8 protein-coding genes and 1 riboswitch are annotated in these 11,784 nt (G+C 72.5%); of the genes, 5 read left to right on the top strand and 3 right to left on the bottom strand.

Annotated elements, in window-relative coordinates:
* Positions 1-89: 89 nt before the first annotated feature.
* Positions 90-219, bottom strand: a riboswitch (FMN riboswitch).
* Between the two features lie 299 nt (positions 220-518).
* Entirely contained in the window at positions 519-2,870 is a 2,352-nt protein-coding gene (locus ACZ4WZ_RS22075) for a chitinase C-terminal domain-containing protein (protein ID WP_467892734.1), read from the top strand.
* Between the two features lie 154 nt (positions 2,871-3,024).
* Positions 3,025-3,771 carry an SDR family oxidoreductase gene (locus ACZ4WZ_RS22070; RefSeq protein ID WP_467892733.1) on the top strand — a complete coding sequence of 249 codons (747 nt, stop codon included), beginning with the start codon at positions 3,025-3,027 and terminating at the stop codon, positions 3,769-3,771.
* 129 nt (positions 3,772-3,900) lie between these two features.
* On the opposite strand, the gene ACZ4WZ_RS22065 is transcribed toward ACZ4WZ_RS22070, so the two are convergent.
* Entirely contained in the window at positions 3,901-5,070 is a 1,170-nt protein-coding gene (locus ACZ4WZ_RS22065) for an ROK family transcriptional regulator (protein ID WP_467892732.1), read from the bottom strand.
* Between the two features lie 56 nt (positions 5,071-5,126).
* On the opposite strand from ACZ4WZ_RS22065, the gene ACZ4WZ_RS22060 reads away from it, so the two are divergent.
* From ACZ4WZ_RS22060 to ACZ4WZ_RS22050, 3 genes are all read left to right on the top strand, one after another.
* Positions 5,127-6,341, top strand: coding sequence for an MFS transporter (locus tag ACZ4WZ_RS22060; protein WP_467892731.1), 1,215 nt, complete (start codon positions 5,127-5,129; stop codon positions 6,339-6,341).
* Between the two features lie 81 nt (positions 6,342-6,422).
* The gene (locus ACZ4WZ_RS22055; protein WP_467892729.1) at positions 6,423-7,811 is read left to right on the top strand and encodes a uracil-xanthine permease family protein; all 1,389 of its coding nucleotides are present in this window, start codon (positions 6,423-6,425) and stop codon (positions 7,809-7,811) included.
* 76 nt (positions 7,812-7,887) lie between these two features.
* Entirely contained in the window at positions 7,888-8,598 is a 711-nt protein-coding gene (locus ACZ4WZ_RS22050; protein WP_467892727.1) for a DUF5995 family protein, read from the top strand.
* Positions 8,599-8,715: 117 nt separating this feature from the next.
* Here ACZ4WZ_RS22050 and ACZ4WZ_RS22045 read toward each other — a convergent pair whose 3' ends face one another.
* Both ACZ4WZ_RS22045 and ACZ4WZ_RS22040 read right to left on the bottom strand, forming a co-directional pair.
* Positions 8,716-10,413 (bottom strand): flavin monoamine oxidase family protein, encoded by a 1,698-nt coding sequence (locus tag ACZ4WZ_RS22045; protein WP_467892726.1) that lies wholly within the window; start codon positions 10,411-10,413, stop codon positions 8,716-8,718.
* 64 nt (positions 10,414-10,477) lie between these two features.
* On the bottom strand, positions 10,478-11,278 hold the full coding sequence (locus ACZ4WZ_RS22040) for a carbon-nitrogen hydrolase family protein (RefSeq protein ID WP_467892724.1): 801 nt from the start codon (positions 11,276-11,278) through the stop codon (positions 10,478-10,480).
* Positions 11,279-11,784: the final 506 nt, after the last annotated feature.

The raw sequence follows: 11,784 nt of genomic DNA, 5'->3' as shown, positions 1-11,784 counted from the left end.
GCCGGGGCCGGGAAATCGGTCCGTCCGACACGTATCCGCTGGGGATACGCCGATGGACCGCCGACGGCGGCGTACCGGTGACTGGCCCGCCGCGCACTGCCTCCCATCCGGACTTTAACCGTCGGTCCAGGAATCTCACCTGGTCAACCGGCCGCTGGATGCGGACGGGTCGCGGACTATACCGCCGGTTCGGAATTACACCGACCCCGGAGTGCGCTGCTACTGGTACTAGGGCCAGTGTGCCACGGGCTCTCGGCGGCCATGCGGGCGAAGCGCTGTGGCCTGACTCACAAGCGAGCCGTTCTCGAGCGCGCCGCGCCGGCGCCGGTGGTGCCGGGATCCCACCCCCAGCGCTTTGGTCCAGACCTATTGACGGGTTGGTCTAGTCCTCTTAACGTTCCCTTCATCTTCCCCGGGAGCCGGCCTGTCGACGTGCGCACGTCACGGGCCAACCAGCGCCACCTTCCTGCCTGTTGCCGCACGTTGGCCCCGCCACCCTCCCCTCCCCAGGAGGCACCATGCTGTCCCCCACACGTACGAGAGCGATGCTGCTGGCATCCGGCGCGGTGATCGCCGGTCTGCTGGCCGGCGGGCTCTCGGCCGGCGTGTCCCACGCCGCCGACAACGAGAGCTGCCGCCCGGACGGGCTGTACAGGACCACCGGTGTCGACGTCCCGTACTGCTCGGTCTACGACTCCGAGGGCCGCGAGAAGATGGGCGCCGACCACCAGCGCCGCGTCATCGGTTACTTCACCGGCTGGCGCACCGGCAAGGACGGCAGCCCCGCCTACCTCGTCAACAACGTCCCGTGGTCCAAGGTCACCCACCTGAACTACGCCTTCGCCCACGTCGGCGCCGACAACAAGCTCTCGGTCGGCTCGGACAACGCGAACAACGCCGCCACCGGGATGACCTGGCCCGGCGTCGCGGGCGCCGAGATGGACCCGGCCCTCCCCTACAAGGGCCACTTCAATCTGCTGAACAAGTTCAAGAAGCAGTACCCGAACGTCAAGACGCTCATCTCGGTCGGCGGCTGGGCCGAGACCGGCGGCTATTTCGGCGACGACGGGAACCGGGTCGCCTCCGGCGGGTTCTACTCGATGGCCACCAACGCCGACGGCTCCGTCAACACGGCCGGCATCGAGACCTTCGCGGATTCCTCCGTCGAGTTCATCCGGAAGTACGGGTTCAACGGCGTCGATATCGACTACGAGTACCCGACCACCATGAAGGACGCGGGCAACCCGCTGGACTGGCAGCTGTCCAACGCCCGCCGCGCCGGCCTGGTCAAGGGCTACGACGTCCTCATGAGGACCCTGCGCGAGAAGCTCGACCGCGCGGGTGCCGCCGACGGCAAGCACTACCTGCTGTCCGTCGCCGCCCCCTCCTCCGGCTATCTGCTGCGGGGCATGGAGACGTTCCAGATGCAGAAGTACCTGGACTACGTCAACATCATGTCCTACGACCTGCACGGCGCCTGGAACGAGTACGTCGGCCCCAACGCCTCCCTCTTCGACGACGGCAAGGACGCCGAACTGGCCGCCGCGGGCGTCTACTCCACCTCCCAGTACGGCGGCGTCGGCTACCTCAACACCGACTGGGCCTACCACTACTTCCGCGGCTCGATGCCGTCGGGCCGGATCAACATAGGCCTGCCGTACTACACCCGCGGCTTCAAGAACGTGCAGGGCGGCACGGACGGCCTGTGGGGCAAGGCCCCGGCCACCAGCTGCCCGGCGGGCGCCGGTCTGACCAAGTGCGGTGACGGCGCCGTCGGCATCGACAACCTGTGGCACGACAAGGACGCCAACGGGGCCGAGTCCCCGGCGGGCTCCAACCCGATGTGGCACGCCAAGAACCTGGAGAAGGGCGTCGTCGGCGACTACGTCACCAGGTACGGCTTCCCCGCGAACACCACCCTGACCGGCAGCTACGCCCGCAAGTACGACTCCACCCTGGTGGCGCCGTGGCTGTGGAACGCGCAGAAGAAGGTCTTCCTGTCGACGGAGGACGAGCAGTCGGTGGCGGCCAAGGCCGACTACGTGATCGACAAGGGCATCGGCGGCACGATGGTGTGGGAGCTGGCCGGCGACTACTCCTACAACGCGGCCAAGGGCCAGTACGAGATGGGCGACACGCTCACCTCCCTGATGTACGACAAGTTCCGGACGGCCACCCCGTACGGCGCGAAGAAGGCGGGCGCCGCGCTGCCCGCGCAGGCCGTGGACATCAAGGCGGAGTTCACCGAGTTCAAGCTGGGCGACTCCAACTACCCGATCACCCCCAAGCTCAAGATCACCAACAACACCAGGACGACGCTGCCCGGCGGCACCGAGTTCCAGTTCGACTACGGCACCTCGGCCCCGGCCAACGCCTCGGACCAGTCCGGCTTCGGCACCAAGGTGATCGCCACCGGCCACAGCGGCAACAACGTCGGCGGCCTCAAGGGCGACTTCCAGCGGGTCTCCCTGAAGCTCCCGGCCTGGCAGACGCTGGCCCCGGGCGCCTCGGTCGACCTCGCGTTCAACTACTACCTGCCGGTGTCCACGCCCTCCAACTGGACGGTGAACATCTCCGGCACCACCTACGCCCTCGCCGGTGACCTGGCGCGCGGCACCACGCCGGCGGAGCCCGGCGGCACCCAGCCGCCGACCACTCCTCCGACCACCCCGCCCACCACTCCCCCGACCACCCCGCCGACCACCCCCGGCACCTGCACCAGCCCGGCGTACGTCGCGGGCACGGTCTACAACTCCGGCAGCGTGGTCTCGCACAAGGGCCGCACCTGGAAGGCCCAGTGGTGGACGCAGAACGAGGAGCCCGGCACCACCGGCCAGTGGGGCGTCTGGAAGGACCAGGGCGCCTGCTGACCCTTCCCCGCCTAGCGCGGTGAACACGGGGACCCGGTGGCCAAGGCGGCCACCGGGTCCCCGCGCGTACGGAACCTTCCCGCGCGGCCCGTCACATTCCGGCGGGCCGTCCTGTCACCTGCACGAAGACACCGCGACAGGGAAGGACCCGCACATGAGCACGATCCTCGTCACCGGCGCCACCGGCACCCTCGGAGCCCCGCTCGTCACCCGGCTGCGCGAGCAGGGCCACGAGGTCCGGGCGCTGAGCCGGCACTCCGCCGAGTACCCCGTCGACCTGAGGGACGGCAGCGGGCTGGACGCGGCGATGGCCGGCGTGCAGGTGGTGGTCCACTGCGCGAGCAACACGCGCGGCGCGGGCAGGGGCGACGACCTGGCCGCCGGGCACCTGGTCCGGGCGGCCCGGCGGGCGGGGACCGTCACGAACGTCGTCTACATCTCCATCGTCGGCGTGGACGTCATCCCGTTCGGCTACTACCGGATGAAGCACAGGGTGGAACGGCTGCTGGAGGAGTCCGGGCTGGGCGTGACCGTCCTGCGTACGACCCAGTTCCACGACCTGGTGGCGCAGGTGGTGGGGATGGCGGCCAGGCTGCCGGTGATGCCCTTGCCGAAGGGCGTACGGGTCCAGCCCATCGCCGTCGAGGAGGTCGCGGACCGGCTGGCGCGGCTGGCGGTTCCGGTCGCCGCGGGCCGGGTGCCGGACATGGGCGGTCCCGAGACCCGCACGCTGGCGGAGTGGGGCCGCCTCCACCTCGCGGCGACCGGGCGCAGGCGCCGCGTGGTGCCGCTGCCGCTCGCGGGGAAGGCGTACGCGGCCTTCCGGCGCGGCGCCAATCTGGCGCCGGGGCACGCGGTGGGGCGGGGCACGTACGCGGAGTTCCTGGCGCGGCGGGGCTGAGCTCCGGGGAGTCGGGCGGCGCCGGCGCGGGCCGCTCGGCCGGGTTCCGGCACACCGGCGGGCCGTTCAGCGGGCTCAGGCCGCGCCGGCGGGCCGCTCGGCGGGGCTTCCGACCATGCGGGCGGCCGTTCAGCCTCCGAACAGGTCGTCCTGCGCGGCCGCCCGCGCGGCGAGGCGGGCGCCCTCCAGGACGGCCGGGCCGCCGAGGGCGGTGGCGCGGACCGCCGTCGGGACGGGGGTCAGGGCGGCCAGGCGGTGCTCGACGCGGGCGGCGAGGCCGGGGCCGCCCGCGCGGCCGAGCTCCCCGCCGAGGACCACGCAGCCCGGGTCCAGGACCGCGGCGACGGCCGCCGCCCCCAGGGAGAGCCGCTCGGCGAGGACGTCCAGGAAGGCCTCCCCGGCCGCACCGGCCACGGCCTCCTCCACCGGCCCGGTGAAACCGTGCTCCGCCGCCAGGGCGGCCACCGCCGCGCGCCCGGCCAGGGAGTGGAAGCCGCCGCCGCAGTCGGTGGCGGAGGGCAGCCCGGCGGTGCCGGGTACCGGGAGGAAGCCGATCTCCCCGGCCCCGCCGGAGGCGCCCCGGCGCAGCCGCCCGTCCAGGACGACGGCGGCGCCGACGCCCGCGCCGAGCCACAGCAGTACGAAGGAGTCCAGGTCGGTGGCCGCACCGACGCGCTGTTCGGCGAGGGCCGCCAGGTTGGTCTCGTTCTCCACCACCACCTTGGCGGGCAGCCTCCGCTGGAGGGCGGCGACCAGGTCCCGGTGCCAGGCGGGCAGCCCGCCGGTGTCGCGCAGGTCGCCGCTCGCCGGGGTGACCAGTCCGGGGGCGCCGACGACCACCGTGTGCAGCCGCCGCGCGCCGGCCTCCCGGGCCAGCTCCTCCAGGCGGGCCACGGCCTCGCCGACCGCGTCGACCGGCAGCGCCGCCCGCGCCAGCGGGTGCCCGAGGAGGTCGGTGACCACGGCGGTCGCGCTGTCGGTCCGCACGTCCAGGGCGGCCAGGTGGGCCCGGCCGGCGACGATCCCGTACAGGCGGGCGTTGGGACCGCGCCGCTGTGCGCCGGACTCCCCCACGACCTCGATCAGCCCGGCCGCGCCGAGCCGTTCGACGAGGTCGGCGACGGAGGGGCGGGACAGGCCGGTCAGCCGCTTGAGCTGGGCCGCCGTCAGGGGCCCCTGTTCCTGGAGGAGTTCCAGGGCGAGGCGGTCGTTGATGGCCCGGGCCGTGCTCGGGGAGGCGGGGGACGGCACGGCCGTCGCGGCGGGTGTCAGCACCTTGGCAGGGGTCACGGCGCCCATCCTAGGGAGGGCGGGCCCACTCACTATCAGGCAGGCTCCCTGATAGTTTATCTCCCATGACCGGGGAACCCGACCTCAGCCCCGCGCGGCTGCGCCGCGCCCGCTTCGCGATCGCCGCCGTCTTCTGCGTGCACGGCGCCGTCACCGGCTCCTTCGCCACCCGCATCCCCTGGATCCAGGAGCACACCGGGCTCGGCGCGGGCGCCCTGGGCCTGGCGCTGGCCTTCCCCGCCCTGGGAGCGGCGCTCGCGATGCCGCTGGCCGGGCGGATCAGCCACCGCTTCGGCGCCCGCCCCGCCCTGCGCGTCCTCCTCGCACTGTGGACCCTGTCGCTGGTCCTGCCGGCCCTGGCGCCGAACCTGTGGACCCTTTGCGGGGCGCTCTTCGTCTACGGGGCCACCTCCGGCATGTCGGACGTGGCGATGAACGCCCTGGGGGTCGAGACGGAGAACCGGCTCGGCCGCTCGGTCATGTCCTCGCTGCACGGCATGTGGAGCGTGGGGGCGCTGCTGGGTTCCGCCGCCGGTACGGCCGCCGCCCACGCGGGTGCCGACGCCCGGGCCCACCACCTGGTGGCGGCGGCGGCCCTGACCGTCGCCGGACTGCTCGCCGTACGGGGGGTGCTCGACCTGCGCGCCGGGCACGAGGAGGAGGCCCCGCCGCGCTTCGCCCGGCCCCCGAGGGCGGCCCTGCTGATCGGCGGGGTGGGCTTCTGCGCGGTCTTCGCCGAGGGCGCGAGCCTGGACTGGTCGGCCGTGTACCTGCGGGACGTGCTGGGCGCGGCGGCGGGTCCGGCCGCCGCCTCCACCACCGCCTTCGCGCTGACCATGGCGCTGGCCCGGCTCGCCGGGGACCGGGTGGTCGACCGCTTCGGGGCGGTGCGCACGGTGCGGGCGGGCGGGGCGCTTGCCGTCGCGGGCGGGCTGGTCGTGGTCGGTGTCCGGCATCCGGCGGCGGCGATGGCGGGCTTCGCGCTGATCGGGCTCGGCATCGCGGTGGTGGTGCCGCTGGCCTTCGCCGCGGCGGCGCGCAGCGGCCCGGCTCCGGCGCAGGCCATCGCCGGGGTGGCGACGATCACCTACACCTCGGGGCTGATCGCGCCGTCGGCGATCGGGGCGGTGGCGGACGCGAGCTCGCTGGTGGTCTCGTTCGGGCTGGTGACCCTGCTGGCGTGCGCGCTGACGGCGGGGGCGGGGGCCCTGGGGGGCCGGCGGGTAGCGGGAGCGGCCGGATCCGCCAATCGGGACGAACCAGCCCCTATGCGGCCGTAATATATGCGCTGGCCCGCTGCGGTGACCGTACGGCAGGCGGCCAGGATCCTTGATCGGCCGACGGAACGGAAGTGGTGGGACATGGGCTTCGGCGTGGGCTGGACCCTGCACGGAGACGGGCGGACGCCCGCTCCCGGCGCGGTGGTGCGGCCGGAGGAGCGGCTGTCGTGGCCGCGCACCGCCGGGCTCGGCGCCCAGCACGTCGTCGCGATGTTCGGCGCGAGCTTCGTCGCCCCGGTCCTCATGGGCCTGGACCCGAACCTGGCGATCATGATGTCGGGCATCGCGACGGTGATCTTCCTGCTCGCGACCCGCGGCCGGGTCCCCTCCTACCTGGGCTGCTCGCTCTCCTTCGTGGGCGTCGCCGCCGCGATCCGGGCGGGCGGCGGGGACAGCGCGGTGGTCACGGGCGCGGTCTTCGTCGTCGGCGCGGCGCTGTTCCTGGCGGGTCTGGCCGTCCAGCGGTTCGGGGCGAGGATCATCCACGCGGCGATGCCGCCGGTGGTGACGGGCGCGGTCGTGATGCTGATCGGCTTCAACCTGGCGCCGGTGACGGCTTCGACGTACTGGCCCCAGGACCAGTGGACGGCCCTGCTGACCATGCTGTTCACCGGGCTCGCGGTGGTGTGCCTGCGCGGGTTCTGGTCGCGCGTCGCGATCTTCCTCGGCCTGGTCTTCGGGTACGCGGTCTCCTGGGTCTTCGACCTGGCCTTCGGAAAGATCCACTCCACGGTGGGCGGACCCGAGGCCGTGGACCACTGGCGGCTCGACCTCTCCGGCGTGGGCAAGGCCGACTGGATCGGGCTGCCGTCCTTCCACGCGCCGGCCTTCGAGTGGTCGGCCATCCTGATCGCGCTGCCCGTGGTGATCGCGCTGATCGCCGAGAACGCCGGCCACATCAAGGCCGTCGGCGAGATGACCGGCGACCCGCTCGACGACAAGCTCGGCACCGCCATCGCCGCCGACGGCGCGGCGTCCATGCTGTCCACGGCGGTGGGCGGCCCGCCGAACACCACGTACTCCGAGAACATCGGGGTCATGGCCGCCACCCGCGTCTACTCCACGGCGGCCTACTGGGCGGCGGCCGGCTTCGCCCTGCTCTTCGGCCTGTGCCCGAAGTTCGGGGCCGTGGTGGCCGCGATCCCCGGCGGCGTGCTGGGCGGCATCACCGTGATCCTGTACGGCATGATCGGCCTGCTCGGCGCGCAGATCTGGCACAGCGGCCGGGTGGACCTGCGCAATCCGCTGAACCTCGTCCCGGCCGCGGCGGGCATCATCATCGGCGTCGGCGGGGTCGAGCTGCACTTCACCGACAGCTTCGAGCTGGGCGGCATCGCGCTCGGCACCATCGTGGTGATCACCGGCTACCACGCGCTGCGCTACTTCGCCCCCGCGCACCTGAAGGAGCAGGAGCCCCTGCTCGACTCCGGGACCTCCGACTACGACACCCAGGTCGACAAGCGGAGTTGACGGGTCTTCGCCCGAACCGGCGAAGCGCACGGCCAAGTTCCCCGCGCGGGCCGTTCCGGCTGGGACGCTGCCTGACATGGAAGCGGTACTCGCGCGGATGCGCACCCTGGACGAGCGGCTCCCCGCGCAGGACGGTGTGGCCGTCTTCAACCGCGTGTACATGACCGTGACGCACACCCTGTACCGGCGGATCGGGCAGGGGCAGTTCCCGGCGCCCCGGCGGGCCGAGACGCTGGCCGTCCGGTTCGCGGAGCGGTACCTGGCGGCGGTGGAGGCGGACCGGGCTCCGGCCTGCTGGCGCCCGCTGCTCCAGTACCGCCGCCACCCGGGGGTGCGCCCCCTCCAGCACGCGCTGGCCGGGATCAACGCCCACATCGGGCACGACCTGGCGCTGGCGGTGGTGTCCACCTGCCGCGCGCTGGACTGCCCGCCCTCGGCCCTCGAGGCCGACTTCCACCAGGTCGGCGACACCCTGGTCTCCCTGGAGGAGCGCATCCGGGAGGACCTGATGCCCGGCCCGGACCTGCTGGAGGTCGCCGACCCGCTCACCCACCTGCTGGGCTCCTGGAGCCTGGAGCGGGCCCGGGCGGGCGCCTGGGCCTCGGCCCGTCTGCTGTGGACCCTGCGGCGCTCCCCCGACCTGGCGGAGGAGTTCGAGGAGTCCCTCGACGCGGGGGTGGGGCTGGTGGGCCGCTGCCTGCTCACCCCGACGGGCCGGAACCCCCGTACGTCCTGCGCCTCCGGCGCCCGGGGGGACAACCCTTGGGGTGATGGGGTGATGGGGTGATGGGGTGATGGGGTGATGAGGTCCTGAGCCCGTGAGCACCGCGCCGGGACATGAGGACGGGCCGCCGCCGCGTGCCGTGTACGCGGGGGCGGCCCGTGGCCATGGGTCCCGGGGCGGTCAGTCCTCGGGGAGCTCGACCGGGGCGATCTCGTCGTAGACGTCGCCCGGGCCCGGGTTGGCGGCGTCCGTGGAGCCGCCGAGGTGGTGCATGACGCCCCAGACCGCGTTCAGGGCGGTCTGGACGGCGCCCTCGGCCCAGCCGGCCGTCCAGGAGATGTCGTCGCCCGCGAGGAAGATGCCGCGCTTGTCCTCGGGGAGGCGGTCCTGCATGAAGTGGGTGAACAGGCGCCGCTGGTAGCGGTAGTGGCCGGGCAGGTTCGCCTTGAACGCGCCCATGAAGTACGGCTCGTTCTCCCAGGACACGGTCACCGGGTTGCCGATGATGTGGCGGCGGATGTCGACCTTGGGATAGATCTCGCCGAGGGACTTCAGCATGACCTCCATCCGCTCGTTCGCGGACAGCGGCAGCCACTTCAGGCTGTCGTCGCACCAGGTGTACGACAGGCAGATCACGGCCGGCTGGTCCGGACCGTTGTCCAGCAGGTAGGTGCCGCGGGTCATGCGGTCCGTGAGCGTCATCGACATGACGTCGCGGCCGGTCTCCTCGTCCTTGTCCAGCCAGAACGGCCGGTCGACGGGGATGAACAGCTTCGAGCTCTCCATGTAGTGGGTGCGCTCGATCGCCGTCCAGTGGTCGATCGGGAAGAGCGTGTCATCGCACTCGATCTTCGACAGCAGCATCCACGACTGGGCCGTGAAGATCGCGGCGCGGTAGGTGCGGATGTCCCCGGAGGCGTCGGTGACGGTGATGCGGTTGCCGGCCGTGCGGTGCAGGCGGGTCACCGCCGGGCGCGGGGTGCCGTCGTGCAGGGAGGACAGGGAGGTGCCCTGGGCCCAGTACAGGATCTTCTCGGGCTCGCGCTCCCACAGGCGCAGCGGCAGCTGCTGCGAGCCGCCGACGATGCCGCGGTGGTGGTCGTCGGCCTCGGTGTAGACGACGCGCAGGATCTCCAGGATGGAGTTCGGGAAGTCGGTGTCCCAGCCGCCGGTGCCGAAGCCGACCTGGCCGAAGATCTCGCGCTTGCGGAAGGACTGGAAGGCCTCGGACTTGCAGAGGAAGCCGTAGAAGGTCTCGTCGTCGAGCTTCTCGACGAGCTTCGCCCAGATCTCGCGGATGCGCGGGACGTCCCGCTCGCGCATCGCGGTGTTCATGTCGGAGAAGTCGGCGCCCTCGTCGAGGCAGGCGTTCCACGCGGCCGCGACGTCGCGGTAGACCTGCGGGAGGTCGGCGATGGTCTCGGCGTAGTGGGTCTCGCCCTTGAGGTCCACGACCGTGGAGGGGGTGGCCTCGGCCAGCGGGTTCGGGAAGGGCTGGGTGTGCAGGCCCACGAGGTCGATGTAGTGCTGGAGCGCGGTGGAGGACGGCGGGAAGCGCATGGCGCCCATCTCCGCGGTCAGGCCCTCGGTGCCGGCGCCCTCGAAGCCGACGGTCCGCAGGCGGCCGCCGATCTGGTCGGCCTCGTACACGACGGGCTTGAGGCCCATCTTCATCAGCTCGTAGGCGGAGATGATGCCGGACAGACCGCCGCCGATGACGGCGACCTCGGTGCCGTGCTCGGTCGCCGGTATCTGGCCCAGGCCCGCCGGGTGGGCGAGGAAGTCGTCGTAGGCGTACGGGAAGTCCGGCCCGAACATGGTGATCGGCGGCTGGCCGTCGCTGTGCGGAACGGCGGTGGTGGGCACCGTGGACGTCATGGGGGCACGTCTCCTTGCGGCAGGGCGGGCGGGGCGGGAGGGCGGGGAGGGGGAGCGGGAGGACCTAGGCGAGGGAGGCGTAGAGCCCGGGGCGGCGGTCGCGCAGGTACGGGTTGGTCTCGCGCGAGGCCTTCAGGAGCTCGGGATCGACCTCCCCGAACACCGTTTCCTCGCCGCGGCCGGCCCGGGTGCGGGTGACCCCGTCGGGGCTGGCCAGGCAGCTGAGGCCGACGAACTCGAACTCGCCCTCGGGGCCGGTCCGGTTGACGTACGCGATGTACATCTGGTTCTCGAAGGCCCGTACGGGGACCAGCTGTTCGGCGACGAACTGGAAGGGGTGCATCTGCGCGGTCGGGACCAGGAGGAGGTCGGTCCCGGCGAGCGCGTGCGCCCGTACGTTCTCGGGGAACTCCACGTCGTAGCAGATCATGATGCCGACGCGGAGGCCGTTCAGGTCCGCCTGCACGACGGGGGTGTCGCCGGGGGTGAAGGCCTCCTGCTCGAAGCAGCCGAACAGGTGGGTCTTGCGGTAGTTGGCCAGCCGGACGCCGTCGGAGCCGATCAGCTGCGCCGAGTTGTAGACGGTGTCGCCGTCCCGCTCGGGGTAGCCGTACAGGACGGCGATCCCGTGGCGGCGGGCGATGCCCGCGATGGCGTGGGCGGACTCGCCGTCGGCCGGTTCGGCGTACCCCGGCACCTCCTGGAGGTCCAGCGCGTAGCCGGTCAGGAACATCTCCGAGGTCACGAGGAGCCCGGCCCCGCCCTGTGCGGCGCGCGCCGCGGCCTCGTCGAGCCGCTTCAGGTTCTCGGCGGTGTCGCCGAGCCGTCCGGAGCTCTGGAGGAGTGCGGTGCGCAGCGGGGGCATGGGCGTACCTCTGTGACAGGTGGGGTGGGGGTCGTAAAACGGTACGTTCGCACGTTCGACTCGGACAAGCCGTGAGCGTTGCGCTGGGCGCATCGATTCGTTGCGCTTTCTGCCGGATGTACGGAGATTCGTTGCGCGGCGCGTTTGAGGGGGTCCGGAAGGGCCGGTGGGGGCCGTGCGGGAGCTCGTGATCGCCGGGGGGACCGGCTGCCCGGACGGGACCCGGGACGTAACCGCGGCAGGCGCTCCGTGGAAGGGATCGGCGCCCCCGGGGGCCCGTCCTCGTCGGTGCGGGCTCCCCCTCCCCGGGCAGAAGTCGATCATCCGTAACACGCTTTAACACGGGGTTCATTGAGTCCCGCCCAAGGTGCCCGTAGCGTCGGCGGGACGGGAGCGCGGGCGGGGGGAAGACGGCCGTGGCGATGAACACGCAGCAGATCAGCGGTCGTCCGGACCGCCGCCGCGCTCCCGCTTCCCGCCGGTGTGGCGGTCGCGGGTTTCAGTGG

The organism is Streptomyces sp. NPDC029122 (assembly GCF_055569445.1).
Note: the sequence above shows the minus strand (reverse complement) of the source record. Positions and strands in the feature narration are given on the sequence as shown.

Excerpts from the sequence above, each read along its gene's own strand:
- ACZ4WZ_RS22075 (WP_467892734.1), top strand. The coding sequence starts at position 519 with ATGCTGTCCCCCACACGTACGAGAGCGATGCTGCTGGCATCCGGCGCG.
- ACZ4WZ_RS22055 (WP_467892729.1), top strand. The coding sequence starts at position 6,423 with ATGGGCTTCGGCGTGGGCTGGACCCTGCACGGAGACGGGCGGACGCCC.
- ACZ4WZ_RS22065 (WP_467892732.1), bottom strand. The coding sequence starts at position 5,070 with ATGGGCGCCGTGACCCCTGCCAAGGTGCTGACACCCGCCGCGACGGCC.
- ACZ4WZ_RS22070 (WP_467892733.1), top strand. The coding sequence starts at position 3,025 with ATGAGCACGATCCTCGTCACCGGCGCCACCGGCACCCTCGGAGCCCCG.
- ACZ4WZ_RS22050 (WP_467892727.1), top strand. The coding sequence starts at position 7,888 with ATGGAAGCGGTACTCGCGCGGATGCGCACCCTGGACGAGCGGCTCCCC.
- ACZ4WZ_RS22045 (WP_467892726.1), bottom strand. The coding sequence starts at position 10,413 with ATGACGTCCACGGTGCCCACCACCGCCGTTCCGCACAGCGACGGCCAG.
- ACZ4WZ_RS22040 (WP_467892724.1), bottom strand. The coding sequence starts at position 11,278 with ATGCCCCCGCTGCGCACCGCACTCCTCCAGAGCTCCGGACGGCTCGGC.
- ACZ4WZ_RS22060 (WP_467892731.1), top strand. The coding sequence starts at position 5,127 with ATGACCGGGGAACCCGACCTCAGCCCCGCGCGGCTGCGCCGCGCCCGC.